14 protein-coding genes are annotated in these 19,487 nt (G+C 70.3%); 5 read left to right on the forward strand and 9 right to left on the reverse strand.

The features are described 5' to 3' along the window. Positions 1–6: 6 nt before the first annotated feature. Positions 7–1,908: an NADH-quinone oxidoreductase subunit L gene (gene nuoL, locus AB0K52_RS05630; protein WP_363526595.1), complete on the forward strand. Its 1,902-nt coding sequence runs from the start codon at positions 7–9 to the stop codon at positions 1,906–1,908. A gap of 75 nt (positions 1,909–1,983) precedes the next feature. On the opposite strand, the gene AB0K52_RS05635 is transcribed toward nuoL, so the two are convergent. Beyond that, positions 1,984–3,135, reverse strand: coding sequence for an RNA-guided endonuclease TnpB family protein (locus tag AB0K52_RS05635; protein WP_363526597.1), 1,152 nt, complete (start codon positions 3,133–3,135; stop codon positions 1,984–1,986). A 146-nt stretch (positions 3,136–3,281) separates the two neighbouring features. Between AB0K52_RS05635 and AB0K52_RS05640 the strand changes: the two genes are divergently transcribed. Together AB0K52_RS05640 and nuoN are read left to right on the forward strand one after the other, a co-directional pair. Further along, positions 3,282–4,838, forward strand: coding sequence for an NADH-quinone oxidoreductase subunit M (locus AB0K52_RS05640; RefSeq protein WP_363526600.1), 1,557 nt, complete (start codon positions 3,282–3,284; stop codon positions 4,836–4,838). Beyond that, positions 4,831–6,384 carry an NADH-quinone oxidoreductase subunit NuoN gene (gene nuoN, locus AB0K52_RS05645; protein ID WP_363526603.1) on the forward strand — a complete coding sequence of 518 codons (1,554 nt, stop codon included), beginning with the start codon at positions 4,831–4,833 and terminating at the stop codon, positions 6,382–6,384. Before AB0K52_RS05640 ends, nuoN begins: the two co-directional genes overlap by 8 nt. Before the next feature lie 58 nt (positions 6,385–6,442). Here nuoN and AB0K52_RS05650 read toward each other — a convergent pair whose 3' ends face one another. The 4 genes from AB0K52_RS05650 to AB0K52_RS05665 all read right to left on the reverse strand — a co-directional run bounded on the left by AB0K52_RS05650 (position 6,443) and on the right by AB0K52_RS05665 (position 11,831). Beyond that, positions 6,443–8,647, reverse strand: coding sequence for an MMPL family transporter (locus AB0K52_RS05650; protein WP_363526606.1), 2,205 nt, complete (start codon positions 8,645–8,647; stop codon positions 6,443–6,445). Between the two features lie 140 nt (positions 8,648–8,787). Next, positions 8,788–9,336, reverse strand: a complete 549-nt coding sequence (locus AB0K52_RS05655) for a hypothetical protein (protein WP_363526609.1) — start codon at positions 9,334–9,336, stop codon at positions 8,788–8,790. Positions 9,337–9,591: 255 nt separating this feature from the next. Further along, positions 9,592–10,587 carry a polyprenyl synthetase family protein gene (locus AB0K52_RS05660; protein ID WP_363526612.1) on the reverse strand — a complete coding sequence of 332 codons (996 nt, stop codon included), beginning with the start codon at positions 10,585–10,587 and terminating at the stop codon, positions 9,592–9,594. Between the two features lie 77 nt (positions 10,588–10,664). Next, entirely contained in the window at positions 10,665–11,831 is a 1,167-nt protein-coding gene (locus AB0K52_RS05665; RefSeq protein ID WP_363526615.1) for an MFS transporter, read from the reverse strand. 699 nt (positions 11,832–12,530) lie between these two features. On the opposite strand from AB0K52_RS05665, the gene AB0K52_RS05670 reads away from it, so the two are divergent. Then, complete coding sequence (locus tag AB0K52_RS05670) at positions 12,531–13,271, forward strand: helix-turn-helix domain-containing protein (RefSeq protein WP_363527219.1); 741 nt, start codon at positions 12,531–12,533, stop codon at positions 13,269–13,271. Between the two features lie 81 nt (positions 13,272–13,352). Then, complete coding sequence (locus AB0K52_RS05675) at positions 13,353–14,540, forward strand: hypothetical protein (protein ID WP_363526617.1); 1,188 nt, start codon at positions 13,353–13,355, stop codon at positions 14,538–14,540. Positions 14,541–14,596: 56 nt separating this feature from the next. On the opposite strand, the gene AB0K52_RS05680 is transcribed toward AB0K52_RS05675, so the two are convergent. The 4 genes from AB0K52_RS05680 to AB0K52_RS05695 all read right to left on the reverse strand — a co-directional run bounded on the left by AB0K52_RS05680 (position 14,597) and on the right by AB0K52_RS05695 (position 19,331). Continuing rightward, positions 14,597–15,616, reverse strand: a complete 1,020-nt coding sequence (locus AB0K52_RS05680; protein WP_363526620.1) for a 2-oxoacid:ferredoxin oxidoreductase subunit beta — start codon at positions 15,614–15,616, stop codon at positions 14,597–14,599. Next, a complete protein-coding gene (locus tag AB0K52_RS05685; protein WP_363526623.1) occupies positions 15,609–17,465 on the reverse strand; it encodes a 2-oxoacid:acceptor oxidoreductase subunit alpha in 1,857 nt (618 codons plus the stop codon). Before AB0K52_RS05685 ends, AB0K52_RS05680 begins: the two co-directional genes overlap by 8 nt. Before the next feature lie 340 nt (positions 17,466–17,805). Beyond that, the gene (locus tag AB0K52_RS05690) at positions 17,806–18,726 is read right to left on the reverse strand and encodes a hypothetical protein (protein WP_363526626.1); all 921 of its coding nucleotides are present in this window, start codon (positions 18,724–18,726) and stop codon (positions 17,806–17,808) included. Then, the gene (locus tag AB0K52_RS05695; protein WP_363526629.1) at positions 18,723–19,331 is read right to left on the reverse strand and encodes a sigma-70 family RNA polymerase sigma factor; all 609 of its coding nucleotides are present in this window, start codon (positions 19,329–19,331) and stop codon (positions 18,723–18,725) included. The genes AB0K52_RS05690 and AB0K52_RS05695 overlap by 4 nt, the downstream gene beginning before the upstream one ends. Positions 19,332–19,487: the final 156 nt, after the last annotated feature.

A 19,487-nucleotide genomic window follows, 5' to 3' on the forward strand; every position in this document is an offset into this window, starting at 1 on the left:
GACACAGTGGACGACATCTCGTACGCACCCGCCGAAGGGGTCCTCTCGCTGGCGTGGCTGCTCATCGCCCTGCCCGCGTTCGGCGCCGCGGTCCTGCTCCTCGCGGGCCGCCGCGCCGACAGATGGGGGCACTGGCTCGGCGTCGCCACCATCGGCGGCGCCTTCGCGCTCGCCGTCACGATGTTCACCTCCCTTGCGGGCCTGGAGAACAAGAGCGCCGAACTCGACCTGTTCACCATCATCTCGGTGCAGGGCCTCCAGATCGAGGCGAACCTGCTCTTCGACCCGTTGAGCGCGGTGTTCTGCCTTCTCATCACCGGGGTCGGCTTCCTCATCCACGTCTACGCCGTCGGCTACATGGCGCACGACGAGGGCCGCCGGAGGTTCTTCGCCTACTTCAACCTGTTCGCCGCCGCGATGCTCGTGCTCGTCCTGGGCGGCAACTACTTCATGACCTTCATCGGCTGGGAGGGCGTGGGCCTCGCCTCGTACCTCCTCATCGCCTTCTGGCAGATGAAGCCCGCCGCGGCCACCGCCGGCAAGAAGGCATTCCTGACCAACCGCGTCGCCGACGTCGGGTTCCTTCTGGCCATGTTCACCATGCTCGGCGCGCTGGGCACCGTGGACTTCGCGGGGGTCTTCAACGGCGCCGAGTCCCTGTCCACGGGCACGAGCCTCGCCATCGGGCTGCTGCTCCTCGCCGCCGCCTGCGGCAAGTCCGGCCAGTTCCCGTTCCAGACCTGGCTCCCGGACGCCATGGAGGGCCCGACCCCGGTGTCGGCGCTCATCCACGCCGCCACCATGGTCACCGCGGGCGTGTACCTCATCGCCCGCTCGCACGTGATCTTCAGCCTCAACCCGGACGTGCAGACCGCCGTGGTCGTCGTCGGCGCCCTCACCCTCCTCTTCGGAGCGATCGTGGGCTGCGCCAAGGACGACATCAAGCGCGTCCTCGCCTGGTCCACCGTCTCGCAGATCGGCTACATGTTCCTCGCCGTCGGCCTCGGCGGCGGGGCGTTCGCGCTCGGCATCATCCACCTCCTCGCGCACGGCTTCTTCAAGGCCGGGCTGTTCCTCGGCTCCGGCTCGGTCATGCACGCCATGAACGACCAGACCGACATCCGCCGCTTCGGCGGCCTCTGGCGGAAGATGCCGCTCACGTACGCCACGTTCGCCGCCGGTTGGCTCGCCATCATCGGCCTGTTCCCGTTCTCGGGCTTCTTCACCAAGGACCCGATCATCCACGACGCGTTCGCCCGCGAAGGCTGGCAGGGCTGGGTCGTCGGCGGCGCCGCCCTCCTCGGCGCGGCGCTCACCGCCTTCTACATGACCCGGCTGTTCGTGCTCACCTTCCACGGCCCCGAGCGCTGGACGGACGACGTGCACCCGCACGAGTCCCCGGCGATCATGACGGTGCCGCTGGTGCTGCTCGGCCTCGGCTCGCTCGGCGCCGGCGGCCTCATGGCCACCTCGGTGCCCGAATGGCTCGCGCCCGTCTTCGGCGAGCCGCACGAGGTCCACGGCCACCTGACCCACATGCAGGTCACCATCGCCACCACCGTCGTCGTGGTCCTCGGCGCCGGCCTCGGCTGGTTCCTGTTCCGAGGCGGCACCGACGAAGTGCCGCGCGCCGCCGCCTGGCCGGTGCGCTTCGCCCGCGCCGACCTCGGCGGCGAGGCCGTCAACCGCGGCGTCTTCGAACGCCCGAGCCGACTCGCCGCCAGCGCCTCGGTCGCCATGGACGGCCGCGTCGTCGACGGCGCCGTCAACGGCCTCTCTGCGGCGATCGGCGGCACCTCGCGCCGCCTGCTCGTGCTGCAGACCGGCTTCGTCCGCTCCTATGCCCTGTCCATTCTGTCCGGCGCGCTCATCGTGGTGGCCGCGCTCATGGTGGTGGTCGTCCATTGACTTCCTCCCCGCGGAGCGGGGATTCCTGTCGGTTGCCCGACCGGGTTTCCTGCTTCTTCGACAGTCGCACGCACGCTAGGAGCGCTTGTGTCTTACACCGTCTCCACAGGCTGCCACGGCCAGCCCGGCCGCCAGAATGTTTTTGGCCGCGTTCACATCACGGTCCTCCGCATGCCCGCAGGTTCGATCGGGGCAAGTGAAGGTGCGTGCGTTGAGCGGCATCTTGTCCTTCAATGTGCCGCACGACGAACACGTCTTCGACGACGGCAGGAACCGGTCCACCACAAGCAGATCCCGGCCGTACCATTCGGCCTTGTACTCGAGGATGCGGCGGAACTCGGCCCAGGAGGCATCCGCGATGGCTCGCGCAAGGGTGTGATTCGACATCATCCCGCGCACGCTCAAGTCCTCGACGGCGATCGTTTGGTTTTCGCGAACCAGTCGAGTGGAGAGCTTGTGCAGGAAATCTGTGCGTCGATCGGTCACCCGAGCGTAAGCGCGCGCCAGACGAACTTGAGCTTTGAGGTAGTTGGCCGAGCCTTTCTGCTTGCGCGACATGTCCTGCTGTCGACGCCGAATACGATTTCGATCACGCCGCTCGTGACGTGGGTTGACAATCTTCTCTCCGGTAGAGAGCGCGAACAAGCTGGTGATCCCAGCGTCGATGCCGATGGCTTCGGTTCGCTTGGGCAGCGCCGGGATGTCTTCTTCGACCAGGATCGAGAGGTACCAGCGACCCGCACTATCGCGGGAAACGGTCACCGTGGAGGGCTCTGCACTAAGTGGAAGGGACCGCGACCATTTGATCTTGAGTGGCTCGTCCTGCTTGGCGAGTTTGAGCTCGCCACCGCGCCAAGTGAATGCCGACCTTGTGTACTCGGCGCTGCCGGCCAGCACTCGCTTGCGTTTGAACCTGGGGTAGGCGGTGCGCTTCTCGAAGAAGTTCGTGAAGCTCTGCTGGAGATGTCGCAGCGCCTGTTGCAGTGGCACCGAGGAGACCTCGTTCAGGAAAGCGAGGTCCTTGCGCTGCTTCCACTTGGTGAGCATCGCAGAGGTGTCGGTATATGTGACCCGTGCTTTGCGTCGAAACCAGGCCTTGTTGCGGGCGTCGAGTGCCTTGTTGTAGACCAGGCGGCAGCATCCGAACGTCCGAGCGAGCTGATCGGCTTGCACGGGCGTCGGGTAGCAGCGGAACCGGTACGCCCGGCGCCTGACCTCGACACTCATGTTTCACAGCTTATCGTGCTAAGCAGTAAGTCGAAAGAAGGGGAGGGCGAGCGGCAACGGCTCAGTCGTCTCCGACGTTCGACTTGTTCCTCCGGAATTCGTTTCCGCTCCCGCTTGCAGGCGGCGGCAATCAGGAAAGAGATCAGATGAACGAACTCCCGTTGCTGTCCGCGCTGGTCGCCGTGCCCCTGATCGGGGCCGTGGCCGTCGCGTCGATCCGCCGCGAGCACGCCGAAGCGGCCCGCTGGACCGCGCTCGCCGCCTCCGGCCTGGTCGCCGTGATCGCCGCGCTCGTGGCGATCGGCTTCGACTACTCGCCGGACGCGCCGTGGCTCCAGTTCACCGAGTCCTACGCGTGGGTCGGGGCCTGGGACCTCAACCTGTCGTGGGGCGTCGACGGCATCGCGCTGCTCATGGTCCTGCTCACCGTGGGCCTGACGCCGATCGCGATGCTCGCGGCCTGGCGCGACCTCGACTCCGTGAAGCGCTCGGTGCCGGCGTTCTTCGCGCTCATCCTCGCGCTCGAAGCGGCGATGCTCGCGACGTTCCTCGCCTCGAACGTGCTGCTGTTCTACTTCTTCTTCGAAGCGATGCTCGTGCCGATGTACTTCCTCATCGGCTCCTACGGCACCGGCCCGAAGAAGCAGTACGCGGCCGTGAAGTTCTTCCTGTACTCGCTCTTGGGCGGTCTGCTCATGCTCGTCGCCGTGATCGCCCTGTGGGTGAACAACGGCGGGGTCTTCGACTGGCAGACCCTCGTGGACGCCGAGCCGATGGCCGCCGGGACGCTGCAGGACTGGCTGTTCATCGGGTTCTTCATCGCGTTCGCGATCAAGGCCCCGTTCTTCCCGTTCCACACCTGGCTCCCGGACGCGGGCGGGGCGGCGCCCGCCGCGGCCGCCGCGCTCCTGGTCGGCGTCATGGACAAGATCGGCACGTTCGCGATCCTGCGCTACTGCATCCCGCTGTTCCCGGACGCGACCCAGAAGTTCGCGCCGTGGGTCATCGCCATGAGCGTCATCGGCGTGCTCTACGCCGCGTTCGTCGCGATCGGGCAGACCGACCTGAAGCGGCTCGTCGCCTACACGTCGATCGCCCACTTCGGCTTCATCGGCCTCGGGATCTTCGCGTTCACGCAGGAGGCCGCGATCGGCGCGGTCCTCTACATGTTCAACCACGGCCTCGCCACGGGCCTGCTGTTCATGGTCGTCGGCTTCCTCACGATCCGCCGCGGCTCGGCGCAGATCGCCGACTACGGCGGGGCCGCCAAGACGCTGCCGATCCTGGCGGGCGTGTTCCTGTTCGCCGGGCTCGCGTCGCTCTCGCTGCCGGGCACCGCGCCGTTCATCTCCGAGTTCCTGGTGCTGCTGGGCGCGTTCAACGGCACGTTCGGCGGGAACGAGCCCGTCGCGGTCCTCGCGACACTGGGCATCATCCTCGCCGCGGCGTACGTGATCTGGATGTACCAGCGCACCATGCAGGGCACCCGCAACCCGGTGCTCGACGAGATGCCCGCGATGAGGCGCGACCTCACCGTCCGCGAGAAGGCGCTCGTGGCGCCGCTGGTGGTCGCGATCCTCGTCTTCGGGTTCTTCCCGCAGCCGCTGATCGACGCGGCCCAGCCGGCCGTCGACAACACGCTCCTCTTCATCTCCGGTTCCCCTGAGGACCTGCCCGCCGCCGAAGGAGTCACCAATGAATGAGGCCCAGCAAGCGGGGCTCCAGATCGACTGGGCCGGTCTCGCGCCCATGATCATCGTGTTCGTCGCGGCCTTCGGCGGGCTCCTCGTGGAGGCCGCGGTCCCCAAGGCCCGCAGGCTGGTCGTGCAGGTCGCTCTCGCGGTCCTGACGCTGGCCGCCGCGTTCGCGGCGGTGATCCTGAACGCGGGCAAGCACAGCGCCGCGTTCGAGATCGAGGGCGCCGGCATCGGCTCGGTGGTCCTCGACGGGCCGGGCCTGTTCCTGCAGGGCACGCTCGCGGTGCTCGCCCTCGTCGCGGTCCTGCTCCTCGCGGAGCGGCGCACGACGAAGGGCGGCGACTTCGTGGCCGAGGCGGCCGTGGTCGCCGACTCAGCGGCCGACAAGGCGCAGCGGCGCGAGGACGGCGCGACCGAGATCTTCCCGCTGACGCTCTTCGCGGTCGGCGGCATGATGATGTTCGTGACGGCGGGCGACCTGCTCACCATGTTCGTCGCCCTCGAGATGCTCAGCCTCCCGCTGTACCTGCTGTGCGGGCTCGCGAAGCGCCGGCGCCTCATCAGCCAGGAGGCCGCGCTCAAGTACTTCCTCCTGGGCGCGTTCGCCTCGGCGTTCTACGTGTACGGCATGGCGATGCTCTTCGGCTTCGCCGGGACCGTGGACCTCGCCGGGATCAACCGGGCGGGCGTCGAGTCGGGCCAGCCGCGCCTGTTCCTCTACATCGGCGTCGGGATGATCGCGGTGGCGCTGCTCTTCAAGGCCGCGGCGGTCCCGTTCCACATGTGGACGCCGGACGTCTACACGGGCGCGCCGACGCCGGTCACCGCGCTCATGGCGGCATGCGTGAAGGTCGCGGCCTTCGGCGGGCTCCTGCGCGTCTTCAACGTCGGCCTGTCGTCCTCGGCGTGGGACTGGCACCTGATCCTGACGGTCATCGCCGTGGCGACGATGCTGGGCGGCGCGATCTTCGCCGTCACGCAGCGGAACATCAAGCGGCTCCTGGCCTACAGCTCGATCGCGAACGCCGGGTACCTGCTCATCGGCGTCATCGCGCTCGGCGACGCGGTCGGCCAGACCATGTTCTACCTGGCCGCCTACGGCTTCACCGTGATCGCCGCCTTCGCGGTCGTCTCGCTCGTGCGCGACGGCGACGAGGAGGCGACCCACCTGGCCCGCTGGGCGGGTCTCGGCAAGCACTCGCCGGGCACGGCCGTCGTGTTCACGATCCTGATGCTCGCCCTCGCGGGGCTCCCGTTCACGAGCGGCTTCAGCGCCAAGTTCAACCTCTTCGCGGCCGCGCTGCAGGCCGACGAGGTCGGCCTGGTGATCGTCGGCGTCGTCTCCTCGGCGATCCTCGCCTTCCCGTACCTGCGGGTCGTCGTCCTGCTCTGGCTCAACGAGCCCGCGCCCGACGCCCCCACGGTCAACCTGCCGAGCCCGATGGCCGGCACAGTCGTCGCCGCCGGCGTCGCGGCCACGATCCTCCTCGGCGTCGTCCCCGGCTTCCTCCTCGACCTCGTCGACCAGGCCAGCACCTTCCTCAACACCTGACGGACGCCGGAGCGGCCGCGGCGAGCCCTGGCTCGCCGCGGCCGCTTTGTCGGCGCTCTCAGCGCACGGCGGCGCGGGCCTCCGGTCGCCAGTTCGCGGGCCACCGGCCCGAGCGCGCGGTCAGCGTCATCAGCGCGGGCAGGAGCACGACCCGCACGACCACCGCGTCCAGCAGGACCCCCAGGGCCAGCGCGAATCCGAGCTGCTTCATCTCGATGCGGTCGATGAAGACGAAGGCCACGAAGACCGACATCATGATCACCGCCGCGCTGGTGACCACGCTCGCCGACGAGAGGATGCCCTGCCGGATCGCCGCGGTGGGGGCGAGGCCGCGTTTCGCGGCCTCCCTGATGCGGCTCATGACGAACAACTGGTAGTCGAGCGACAGTCCGAAGAGGACTGTGAACACCAGGAGCGGCGTGCGCGAGCCGATGAACCCCGGCGAGTCGAAGCCGAGAAGGCCCTCGGCCCAGGAGCCCTGGAACACCAGGACCAGCGCGCCCCATGCGGCGAGGCTCGACAGCAGGTTGAGGACCATGCTCAGCAGCGCGAAGAGCAGCGACCGGAACGCGATGAGCGTGACGACCACGGTCGCCGAGAGCACGAAGCCGACGACGAGGAGCAGCCGCGAGGCCTGGTGCCGGGCGTAGTCCTCGGCGTAGGCGGTTTCGCCGGAGACGGCGTATTCGGCGCCGTCGATCCGGCCGATGGTCGCCGGGACCAGGTCCCCGCGCAGCAGCTCCAGGGACTCGGCCGCGCGAGGGTCGCTGGCGGGGTAGGGGATCGGGAGATCGAGCCGGACCGCGTCGCCGTCCGGCGAGGCCGTGATCCGGGGCCGTCCGGTATCGGCGAAGAGCGGGTCGCCGTGCGTCGCCGCTTCCAGCTCGGCGACGGCGTCGGCGAGCGCGGCGGCGTCGGCGGTGTCGACCGCCGCGACGACCGAGTGGGCGAGCCCGGCCGCCGGGAACTCGGCGACCAGTTCGTCGTAGGCCGCGATGGTCGCCAGCGACTTGGGGAACGTCTCCTTGCCTTCGACGCTCGTCTTCATGGCGAGCGCCGGGGCGGCGAGCCCGGTGATGACGATGAGGCCGATGACGGCGGTCGCCACGGGATGGCGCAGGGAGGGCCGCAGCACCCTCGACCACACCCGGCCGGTGCCCGGTGCCGCCTGGCGCCGCAGGAGCCTGCCGCCGTCGATGCGGCGGCCGGTCTTGACCAAGAGCGCGGGCAGCACGGTCACGGAGCTGAACACGGCGATGGCGACGACGATGATGCAGGCGGTGGCGATGGAGGAGAAGATGACGTCGCCGACCAGGTACAGGCCGGCCATCGAAACGATCACCGCGACGCCCGAGGTCACGATGGTGCGCCCGGCGGTCGCGGCGGCCGCGCCGACGGCGTCGGCGAGACTGAGGGTCCCGCCGGTCCGCACCCGCTCCTCCCTGACCCGCTTGAGGTAGAACAGCGAGTAGTCGACTCCGACGGCCATGCCGATCATGGCCAGCACGCTGGTGACCGCGCCGCCCGCGTCGGGGAAGAAGTGCGAGCCGAGGGCGTACACGCCCAGTGCGGCGACGATCGAGGTGATCGCGAGCGCCAGCGGCACGCCGGCCAGGAGCAGGGAGCCGAACACCAGGAACAGGATCGCCAGGGTGACGGGCAGCGTGAACCGCTCCACCTGGCCGATTTCGGCGCCCAGCTGCGCATCGAGCTCCTTGGCGATGGACTTGCCGCCGGTCTGCGCGATGGCGAGCCCGGGGTGGGCCTCCTGCACCGCCGCGGTCGCCTCGTGCAGCGGGTCCAGGTGGTCGGCGGCCTCGTGGGCGGGCACGGACATGGTCACCGCGACCATGACGGCGTCGCCGCTGTCGGCCGTGACCGGTTCGGCGACGCCGGCGACCTCGTCCAGGGCGCTCATGCGCGAGCGCACGTCGGCGGCGGCGGCCGCGGCCTCGGACGCGTCGAGGGCGCCGTTCGGCGCGGTGATGAGGATCTGCTCGACCGGCGGCGCGGCGAGGCCGTGCTCCAAGGCGATCGTCTCGGCCCGGCCCGCTTCCCCGATCCAGAAGTCGGAGAACGCGGCCTGCTGGGTGCCGGCCGCGGTTCCGGCGGCGAAGCACGCGGCGACGAAGAGCGTCCAGGCGAGTATCGCCTTCCAGGGGTTGGCGGCGCTCCACGCGGCGGCGCGGACGGTGAGCGGGCGGCGCCTCGGATCGGTGCGGGGCGGGGGCGGGGGAGCGGTACGCGGCTCAGCGGAGGTCATGTGCACCGACACTAGAGCGCATTCCCGCCCAGGGCAGTGCTGCAGACCCGAGCCTTCTTGGTAGTGCTAACCGGAACATCGCATGTGGAACCGCAGGTCGGGTGCGCGCGGCGCCGGTGAACGCGAAGTCGCGGCGGCGCCTACCGCGCCTTGGCGGTCTCGAGTTCGCCGGTCTCGGCGAGTTCGCGGTCGATCTCCTCGAAGAGCTCTTCGGCGGCGAACCAGGCCTTGGAGGCCTTGGAGCGCAGCAGGAGGAGGGTCGCGGCGGGGAAGGAGCCGCAGACGACGAGGAGGGCGGCGGCGCTGACGAAGAACGGCGCCTCGTCGGGGAAGGTCGCGAAGTAGGCGCGGCCGAGGATCCACAGGTACATGGCGGCCGGGACGATCGCGAGGGCCCACCAGGCGGCCTTGACCGCGTGCGCGCGGCGGCGGCCGAGGCGGGTGGCGATGAACGGCATCGAGACCGTGACGGCGACGCTGAGGAGGATCGTGGCCAGCCGCTCGAGGTCGATCGAGCCGATGACGTCGAGCATCGAGTCGTGGCTGGAGGAGGACCGCGTCGCGTCGAACAGGAAGCGCACGCCGATCGAGTAGAGGACGACGATCGCCGTGAACTGGAGCCAGATGACGCCTTGCGCGGCGAGGACGGTCTTCGGCTTGGCAGAGGGCCCGTGGTGTCGGGGTCGCACTGCGCTCCCTTCTCGGCAGCGGAGCGCTGGCCGGAGGATCGCACCCTCGGCGCAGCTTGCTAGCCGTAAATGTGTCCGGCGGACGCGTCGGTCGACGCCGAGTGTCTGGAGGCACGGCTCGCAAGCCTCGCCGCGCCAGGGGGCGCCGCTTCCTGGGAAAGCGACCTCTGAACGATAGCGAACGCCGACCACCGCCAGGGACCCGGTGCGATCCACAACACAGATGTGGCGGTTACCGCGCCGCTTGGAAACCGGTCAGGCGTCGCGTTCGATCATGTAGTCGCAGATGTCGACCAGGGCCTTCTGGGCCGGGCCCGCCGGGAGCGCCTGGGCGAGCGCCCGGGCGCGCTCCTGGTACTGCAGCAGCGTGGCCTTGGCCTGCTCGAGGGCCTTCGAGGAGCGCAGCAGCTCGAGCGCCTCGGCCAGGTCCGCTTCGGGGACGGGGCCGGCGACGAGTTCGCGCAGGCGCGCGTCGGCCGGGTCGTCGCCTCTGAGGGCGTAGATGACCGGCAGCGTCGGCACCCCTTCGAGGAGGTCCGTGCCGGGGGTCTTCCCCGAGGAGTCCGAGGCGATGTCGATGATGTCGTCGGCGATCTGGAACGCCACGCCGATGACCTCGCCGAACTCCTCGGCGGTCGCGATCGTCTCCTCGGAGGCGCCCGCGAACCACGCGCCGAACTTCGCGCACGTGGCGATGAGCGAGCCGGTCTTCTCCGAGAGGATCTCGAGGTGCCATTCGACCGGGTCGATGTCCTCGGGCTGCGGCATGGTCTCGTTGATCTGCCCGCGCACGAGCCGCGCGAACGTGGCCGCCTGCAGCCGCACCGCCTCGATGCCGAGGTCGGCCATCATCTGCGCGGCCTGGCTGAACAGGTAGTCGCCGGTGAGGATCGCGACCGAGTTGTCCCAGCGGGCGTTCGCGCTCGGGGCGCCGCGGCGCACGAGCGCCTCGTCCATGACGTCGTCGTGGTACAGCGTCGCGAGGTGGGTGAGCTCGAGCGCGACGGCGGCGTCGAGGATGCCCGGCCGGGCCGGGTCGCCGAAGTGCGCGCACGCGAGCGTGAGCATCGGCCGGAACCGCTTCCCGCCGGCGTTGATGAGGTGGGACCCGGACTGGCGCAGCAGCGGCTGGTCGGTGTCGACCGCTTTCAGCAGTCGCTCTTCGACGAGATCGAGCGAGGCTCGGATCTCTTCGGCGAAGGCCTCGTCGGAGAAGGTCAGCGCGGTCTGTGCACGTCGGGTGGTCACCACAGCCTCACCTTATCGTGTGATACCCCGGCACCGCTCGGCACGGGAACCGGGAGTCGCGCGCGCCGCAACGAGGAACGTCAATGCGCGGACCGCCTGCCGACCGTGCTGCCCGCCACGATGAACAGGGCGGACGCCGCCATCGCCGCGACCGCGGCCGTCCACCCGACGCCCCACCCGGCGTGGTCGACGACGAGGCCGAACCCGATCGGGCCGATCGCGCCGCCGAGGAAGATCCCCGTCTGGGTCACCGAGGTCGCCAGCGCCGGCGCGTCCGCGTACCGCTGGACGACGGCGTGGTTCATCAGCCCCGGCCAGGCCCAGCCGAGCCCGTACGCGGCGGCGGTGCCGACCGGCAGCAGCCACGGCAGCTCGAGCAGGTACGTGGCGACGCCCGCGGCCCCGGCCGCGAGCATGAGCGCGATGACGGTGAACTCGCCGCCCTTGCGGACGTCCGCGAGCGCCCCGAACCCGGTGCGGCCGACGACCCCGGCGATCCCGCCGATCATGAGCACCAGCCCCGCGTAGCTCTCGGAGCCGCCGATGTCGACGGTGAACGTGGTCGCGAACGAGCCGATCGGGGTCGCCGCGAGCGCGCCGAGGAACGTCGCGACCGCGAACAGCAGCAGCCGCGCGTCGAACGAGCGCGCGCCCCGGTTCCTGGGGCGCACGGCGGGCCGCCCGAGCCCGGCGAGCGGGACCAGCGCCAGCAGCACCAGGGCGGCGCCGATGACGAACGCCCACCGCCAGCCGAGGGTGAGCGCGACGACGGGGACGCTGAGCCCGCCGAGCATGGTGCACAGCGGGACCGAGGCCTGCTTGGCGCCGAAGCAGAGGCCGCGCCGCCCGGCGGGCGCCCATTCGCTGAGGACCGTGTTGGAGGCGAGCTGCCCGAGCCCGTTCGCGGGCGCGCACAGCACCATGAACACGGTGAGCATCACCGGGTCGTGCGCGAAGGCCGCGACGCCGAGGAGCCCGGCGGCGGACATGCCGATCGCGGTGCGGGCGGTGACGAGCGCGCCGAACCGGTCGACGAGCCGCCCGGAGGGCACCGTCGTGGCCGCGGTGACGGCGAAGTAGATCCCGGAGATCCACCCGATCGCGCTGACGCCCATGCCGAGTTCGCCGGTGATCTGCACGGCGAGTCCTCCGAACAGGAACACCGGGAGGACGGCGGCGACCTGGACGGTCATGGCGGCGGCGATGGTGGTGGACGTGCTCGGACGGGGCGGTGCGGAGGTGGACACGACGGCAACCGTACTCCGCTTATCTGATAGCCCAGGCGGCGTTCACTTGGCGGGAGCGGCGCCGCCCTGCGCTCCCCCTTCCGGGTATCGAGTCTTGACTCGGGCACGCAGCGTGTGCGAGTGTTGCACCTGAGCGACAGCACTTGTCAGACAGCGTTTCCTGACGGCAGCGGCCTGCGGACCTCCGGCCCGCGCGGCACCTGCGGTGCCCCCGGAACGCCGCATCGCTTCCCCCGCAGGGGAGACGAAACGCGGCGGCCCTGGTGGGAGGGAGCCGCCGCGTTTCGGTTATTCGTATGTTCCGCGACGGCGACGAGGAAGTTTGGTGGGGACTCGACGCCGCCGCCGCGGGTTGTCCGCGACCGGCGTGTGCCGGACCGCGAACGGTGCTGACACATGAATACTGCCTTGTATGCGACCGTGACGCAACCGGCTGTTGTTTATATAGTTAGATCACGGCCGGTCCGACCGGCGCCGCACCCGGCGCCGATCGTCGGATCAACTGGTGCAAATTGGAGCGGCGGCATGGTGGAGCAGCGGCGACCAGGGGACGAACCGCAAGGCGGCGTCCCGAACTTCAAGGGCGCGCCCCGGACCCGGGCGGGCAGGAACCGGCCCGCGCCGCCGGACCGCAAGCCCGCCAAGGGCGCCGCCTCGGCGGCCAGCGCGTTCCCGAGCCCGCAGGCCGAGCCCACCAAGATGATCCAGAGCGTCCAGAGGGCACTGCGCATCATGGAGCTCGTCGGCCGCCACACCGAAGGCGTCACCGCCCCGCGCATCGCCTTCGAGTGCGGCCTCAACCGGGCCACCGCCTACAACCTCCTGCGCACGCTCGTCTACGAGCACTACCTGCGCCGCGACGAGAACGGCCGGTACACCCTCGGCCTCGAGGTCTCCGACCGCTACTCCGAGCTCACCCGCGCCATCGCCGGGCCGAGCACCTGCGGCGAGTTCATGCGCCGCATGTCGAACGAGACCGGCTACTCGACCTTCATCGCGCGCTTCGTGGAAGGCCGCCCCGCCGTCACCGACGTCATCGAGGGCCACCGCAGCCCGCACGTCGAAGACCTCATCGTCGGCTTCGACGACGGCGCCCACGCCACCGCCCTGGGCAAGGCCCTCCTCGCCACCCTGCAGCCGCACGACCGCGCCAGCTTCCTCAAGTCCGCCGGGATGCGCCCGTTCACCCGCCGCACCCTCGTCGAGCCCGACGCGCTCGAGTACGACCTCGCGGTCTACGGCGAGTCCGGCGTCTACGCCGAGATGGGCCAGTTCCGCGAAGGCGTCGGCTGCGCCGGCGTCGTCGTGCGCGAAGGGGACGTGCCCGGCGAGCGGATCGTCTTCGCCGTCGCCCTGCCGCTCGAGGAGATCCGCACGTCCTGGCCGCTGCTGACGCAGCGCCTGCGCGACGCCGCGATCGAACTCGAACCGCTGCTCTAACGCGGGCAACCCGCCCGGGGAAGGGACGCGTACTCAGACCGTCGAAGCCGTTTCGACGTCACCTGAGAGGAACGCGGATCGATGCTACGCAAGACCCGGGCGGCCGCCGCGCTGCTGGCCCTGGCGGCGCTGGCCGCCTGCACCGAGGACGGGAAGGGCGACGCGGCCGATGGCGCGAGCCCGGATTTCGAGGCGCCGCGCCTGGTCGACATGGTCAACGAGAGCAACCGGCTCCTGTACGAGCTGGAGGTCGCGGAGAACCGGATCATCCAGGCCTGCTTGGAGGAGGGCGGCCTCACCGTCCACGACCAGTTCTGGTTCGACGTCGCCGAGCCGGTGGAGCAGGACGAGGTGTTCCGCGCCGAGGACTGGGGGAACTGGATCCCGCCGCTCGAGGAGGCCGAGCAGTACGGCTTCGGCGTCTGGTCGAGGACCGACGGGGGCCTCGGCACCCCCGAGGCCGAGGAGTACGCCGAGTTCAAGGGCTTCCAGCTGGATGACATCAGCGCGATCGAGGGCGCAGGGGGCGCGGACATGCCCGACAACGGCGCGTTCGACGCGCTGTCCCCTGAGGACCGGTACGCCTGGTACGTCGGCTACTTCGGCGAGCCGACCGCGGCGCAGGAGTGGGGCTTCCTGGTCGGCGCCGAGGCCGCCGACACCGGCGGCGGGGACGACGGCGAGATCGACCTCGGCGACGGCTTCGCCTATGTGGAGCCCGAACCGGGCGGGTGCCGGCGCGAGATGATCGACGCGCTCTACGAGGGGGGCCTGCGCCAGGTCCAGACGCCCGAGGGCCAGGAGTACCGCGAGTCGACCTGGGAGTGGCGGCCGGTGAACCCCATGGACGACGCCGCCGCCATCGAGGAGGCCAACCGCGCTTACGACGAGGCGATGAGCGGCGTCCAGGGCGAGCTGGTGCAGTGCCTCGCCGACCGCGGCCGCCCCGGCTGGGAGTTCGACGAGGAGGGCACGCTGCCGTTCAGCGACTACCTCTACGAGCTCTATGAAGGCTCGTCCGATGTGCACGACCACCCGGAGCTGCCCGCCGACGCGCCCACCGACTTCGAGGGCAAGAAGGAGTTCGAGATCGCGTTCGCCGTCGATCTCGTCGAATGCGGCGACCAGACCGGTTACCGCGAGGCCGCCGAGCAGGCCTGGGGCGACTCCCGCGAGGACTACTACGTGTCGATCGAGACCGGGGTCTACGCCTGGCAGGAGGAGGTCCGCGGCATTCTGACCACGGCCCAGGAAGTCCTCGAAGGGTAAGCGGGACAGCGAGAACGGGCCGGACCCCGAAGGGTCCGGCCCGCTTCCCTATGGTCTTACAGCACGGTCCAGGTGTCGCCCGAGTGCAGGAGCCGGTCCAGGGCCTCCTTGCGGTCGACGCCCGCGGCGGCCTCGTCGACCTGGGTGCGCACGCCCGCGTCGTACGTGGGCCGCTTGACGTTGCGGAACACGCCGATCGGGGTGTGGTCGAGCGCGATGCCCGAGAGGCGCGAGAGCGCGAACGCGTACGCCGGGTCGTCGACGTCGGACTTGTGCACGACCACGTCGGCCGCGTCCACCTCCGAAGCGTCCTTGACCTGCAGGCCGTAGCCCGACTGCACGACGACCTTGTCGCCGAACGCGATCGGCTCGCCGTCCTGCAGGCGGATGATCGACTCGTCGCGGGTGTCGGGGTTCTTGAGGACCTCGAACGCGCCGTCGTTGAAGATCGGGCAGTTCTGGTAGATCTCGACGAACGCCGAGCCCTCGTGCTCGGCCGCGGCCCGCAGCACCTCGTGCAGGTGGGCGCGGTCGGAGTCGAGGGTGCGGGCCACGAACGTGGCCTCGGAGCCCAGCGCCAGCGACAGCGGGTTGAACGGCGCGTCGACCGAGCCCATGGGGCTGGACTTGGTGAGCGTGCCCGGCCCGGAGGTGGGGGAGTACTGGCCCTTGGTGAGGCCGTAGATCCGGTTGTTGAACAGCAGGATCTTCAGGTTCACGTTGCGGCGCAGCGCGTGGATGAGGTGGTTGCCGCCGATCGACAGCGCGTCGCCGTCGCCGGTGACGACCCACACCGACAGGTCCGGGCGGGAGACCGCCAGGCCCGTGGCGATGGCCGGGGCGCGGCCGTGGATCGAGTGCAGGCCGTACGTGTTGAGGTAGTACGGGAACCGCGAGGAGCAGCCGATGCCGGAGATGAACGCGATCTTCTCGCGCTCGAGGCCCAGCTCGGGCAGGAAGGACTGCACCGCGGCGAGGATGGCGTAGTCGCCGCAGCCGGGGCACCAGCGCACCTCCTGGCTCGACTTGAAGTCCTTGGCCTTCAGCTTGGGGGCGTCCAGCTTGACGTCAGCCATTCTTGATGACCTCCTCGATGGCGTCCTGCAGTTCGTTGGAGGTGAACGGCAGGCCGCGCACCTTGTTGTAGCCGACGACGTTCGTCCCGGGGAAGTGGTTGCGCAGCAGCATCGTGAGCTGGCCCAGGTTCATCTCGGGCACCACGACGCGGTCGTAGCGCGCCAGGATCTCCGCGGTGTTCTTCGGCATCGGGTTGAGGTAGCGCAGGTGCGCGCGGGCGATCGGCACGCCCTTGTCGCGCAGGCCGCGCACCGCGGCGCCGATCGGACCCCACGTCGAGCCCCAGCCGAGGACGAGTACCTCGGCGTCGCCCGCCGGGTCGTCCACTTCGAGGTCGGGCACGTCGACGCGGGCGATCTTCGCCGCGCGGGTGCGCACCATGTGGTCGTGGTTCTCGGGGTCGTAGGAGATGTCGCCGGTCTTGTCGGCCTTCTCGATGCCGCCGATGCGGTGCTGGAGGCCGGGCGTGCCGGGGACCGCCCACGGGCGGGCCAGGGTGTCGAAGTCGCGCAGGTACGGCAGGAACACCGGCTCGCCGGCCGCGTCGACGCCGTTCGGCTCGGTCGCGAACTCCACGGAGATGTCGGGCAGTGCGGCGGTCTCGGGCAGGCGCCACGGCTCGGCGCCGTTGGCGATGTACCCGTCCGAGAGGACCATGACCGGGGTTCGGTAGGCGAGCGCGATGCGCGCGGCCTCGAGCATGATGTCGAAGCAGTCCGAAGGGGACTGCGGCGCGAGGACCGCGATCGGGGCCTCGCCGTGGCGGCCGAACATGGCCATCACGAGGTCGGCCTGCTCGGTCTTGGTCGGCAGGCCCGTGGAGGGCCCGGCGCGCTGCACGTCGACGACGAGGAGCGGCAGCTCCAGCGAGACGGCGAGCGAGATGGTCTCCGACTTGAGCGCGATGCCCGGGCCCGAGGAGGTGGTGACGCCGAGCGCCCCGCCCCACGAGGCGCCGAGGGCCGCGCCGACGGCGGCGATCTCGTCCTCGGCCTGCACCGTGGTCACGCCGAAGCGCTTGTGCTTCGACAGCTCGTGCAGGATGTCGCTGGCCGGGGTGATCGGGTACGCGCCCAGGAACACCGGGAGGCCGCTCGCCACACCGGCGGCGGTGATGCCCCAGGCCAGGGCCTGGTTGCCGGTGATGTTGCGGTAGGTGCCGGCGTTGAGCTTCGCCGGCGGGATCTCGAACCGGACGGCGAACGCCTCGGTGGTGTCGCCGTAGTTCCACCCGGCCTTGAGCGCGGCGATGTTCGCCTCGGCGATGGCGGGCTTGGACTTGAACTTGCCGCGCAGGAACTCCTCGGTCGCCTCGGTCGGGCGCGAGTACATCCACGAGACGAGGCCGAGCGCGAACATGTTCTTCGAGCGCTCGGCGTCCTTCTTCGAGACGTCGAAGTCCTTCAGCGCCTCGATGGTGAGGGTCGCGAGGGCCACGGCGTGCACCTGGTAGTCCTCGAGCGAGCCGTCCTCGAGCGGGTTCGCGTCGTAGCCGACCTTGGTGAGGTTGCGCTTGGTGAACTCGTCGGTGTTGACGACGATGGTGCCCCCGGCCTTGAGGTCGCGCAGGTTCGCCTTGAGCGCCGCCGGGTTCATCGCGATGAGCACCTCGGGCTGGTCGCCCGGGGTGAGGATGTCGGTGTCCGCGAAGTGGATCTGGAAGCTCGACACGCCGGGCAGGGTCCCGGCGGGGGCCCGGATCTCGGCGGGGTAGTTCGGGAGGGTCGACAGGTCGTTGCCGAGTTTTGCGGTCTCCGCCGTGAAGCGGTCACCCGTGAGCTGCATCCCGTCGCCGGAGTCCCCTGCGAAGCGGATGACGACCCGGTCGAGCTGCCGGACGGTGTTCACCTAGTTCTCCTCATGCGGGTTCGGGGGCACGCAAGGACTGCGGCGTTCGGTCTCGGGGGAGCGGGGGGCTCCGCCGTGTCTGCTACTTGCGATGCTACGCGGGCGTCACCTCGCGGTGCCAACCCTGCGACGCCACCGCGATGTAGGCGACACCACTTTCCGCGATCTGACTCACATGGTGAGACGAAAGCCGGTCCCCAGTGACCTGGACCTCTCGTTTCGGCTGTCTCACGCGTGTTTCCGGGGCGGCGCGCCGTCCCGGATCGTGGACGCGTGAGGCTCGCTACGACACGCCGGAGTCGTGGATCCGACCCCTGCCGCGGCCCCCGCGGGGCTCCAATCAGGACCCGCTGGAGGCCGTCGACTCGGCGCTCTCGCCGGCGGTCGGCGTCTCGGCCGGGTCCAGGCTCGACGCGCTCTCGGTCGGCGTCGGCTCCGACGTCGCCTCGTCCTCGACGGGCGAGAAGACCTCGGCGTCGGCGTCCCACGTGTACTCGAACACGCCGGTGGACTCCGGGTGGCCCGGGTTCACCGCGTCGACGGCGATCACGCCGTCCTGGATCGAGACGACCGCGGCCGTGGAGGTGAGCGTCTTCGGCTCCCACACCCAGCCCAGCTGCTCGAGCGAGTCGCCGTCCTCGTTCCACGAGAACGCGGCCACGCCAGCGGTGAACGACGCTCCGCCCTCGGGGCGGCACTCGAGCACGGCCGCGACATCGTCGGCGCCGTCCCCGTCGACGTCGCCGAGCACCGGCCCGACGCCCGCTTCGGGGTCGAACGCGATCGCCCAAGGCGTCTCGTCGGTGAAGGTCCAGTTCTCGGCGTCAAGGCCCAGCGAGCCCTCGGGGCACGCGTCGCCGTACTCGCCGGGGTCGGTGATGACCAGGGTCGTCTCGGCGGGGATCGCGGGGGTCTCGGCCGGCTCCTCGTCGCCGGACGAGTGCGGGCTGGCCGGGTCGCCGATGCTGTAGCTCGGGGTCTCGTCGGCGGTGGCGACCTCGGACGTCGTGTCCCCGGTGCCCGAAGGCGCGGGGCCGAACGCGTTCGGCCCGATCGTCTGGGCCACGGCGAAACCGCCCGCGGTCACCGCGGTGCACGCGCCGAGGACCGCGGCCAGCGACATGAGCCGGCGGCGGCGCAGCGCGGCCGGGGCGCGGCCGAGCAGCTCGTTGACGGGCGGCGGCGGGAACTGCGCGGCGGAGTCCGCCTTCAGGCTCGCGAACGCCGCTGCGACCTTGTCGTCCTCAGGGTCGACGGTCATGAGCGGTCCTCCTTCACGGAAGCTCGGCGGTTCGCGGAACGGGGCCCGGGCAGGGCGCGCTTGATGCGGATCGGCATGGTGTCCGGGTCGGCCTCGGGGGCCTTCGCGGCTTTGGCGGGGGTCTCGGCGGCCGGGTCGGTGAGCAGCGCGGCCAGCTCCTTGCGGCCGCGGTGCAGCCAGGACTTGACGGTGCCTTCCTTCGCGCCGGTCGCGGCGGCGATCGCGGCCACCGTCATGTCCGCCATGTAGTGCATGACCAGCGCCTGGCGCCGCTTGGCCGGGACCTGCTTCAGCGCGGCCACGAGCGCGACGTGGTCAGGGCTCGCCGCGGGCGCCAGTTCGGGCGCGGAGGACTTCTGGAGGAACTTGCGGGCGACCTGGTTGCGGCGGTGCCGGCTGGTGGCGAGGTTCCAGGCGACGCGGCGGACCCACGCGACGGGCTCTTCGTAGCCGCCGACCTTGTCCCAGCGCTGCCACGCCCGCAGGAATGCCTCCTGGACGAGGTCCTGGGCTTCGGTGGCGTCGCCGAGGTAGGCGCATACCTGGGCCGCGAGCTCCGAGAAATGCTTCTCGTAGAGGTCGGTGAACTCCGCCTCCGTTCGCACATCCGCTCCAGCGCAGGTAGGTGGGACAAGGGAATCTTCCGGGTCATCTGGTTCGTGCCCGGCGGCAACCATTGTCGCGTTCGCGAAGGCGGAGATACGAGGCGGGGTCGCTATGTCGACAATCCTCTCAACGACCGGAGCGTCCGGGCCGTCGAA

This window comes from Glycomyces sp. NPDC049804 (genome assembly GCF_040674615.1).
GTDB lineage: Bacteria > Actinomycetota > Actinomycetes > Mycobacteriales > Micromonosporaceae > Glycomyces > Glycomyces niveus.

Excerpts from the sequence above, each read along its gene's own strand:
- AB0K52_RS05635 (WP_363526597.1), bottom strand. The coding sequence starts at position 3,135 with ATGAGTGTCGAGGTCAGGCGCCGGGCGTACCGGTTCCGCTGCTACCCG.
- AB0K52_RS05640 (WP_363526600.1), top strand. The coding sequence starts at position 3,282 with ATGAACGAACTCCCGTTGCTGTCCGCGCTGGTCGCCGTGCCCCTGATC.
- nuoN (WP_363526603.1), top strand. The coding sequence starts at position 4,831 with ATGAATGAGGCCCAGCAAGCGGGGCTCCAGATCGACTGGGCCGGTCTC.
- AB0K52_RS05650 (WP_363526606.1), bottom strand. The coding sequence starts at position 8,647 with ATGACCTCCGCTGAGCCGCGTACCGCTCCCCCGCCCCCGCCCCGCACC.
- AB0K52_RS05670 (WP_363527219.1), top strand. The coding sequence starts at position 12,531 with ATGATCCAGAGCGTCCAGAGGGCACTGCGCATCATGGAGCTCGTCGGC.
- AB0K52_RS05675 (WP_363526617.1), top strand. The coding sequence starts at position 13,353 with ATGCTACGCAAGACCCGGGCGGCCGCCGCGCTGCTGGCCCTGGCGGCG.
- AB0K52_RS05680 (WP_363526620.1), bottom strand. The coding sequence starts at position 15,616 with ATGGCTGACGTCAAGCTGGACGCCCCCAAGCTGAAGGCCAAGGACTTC.
- AB0K52_RS05690 (WP_363526626.1), bottom strand. The coding sequence starts at position 18,726 with ATGACCGTCGACCCTGAGGACGACAAGGTCGCAGCGGCGTTCGCGAGC.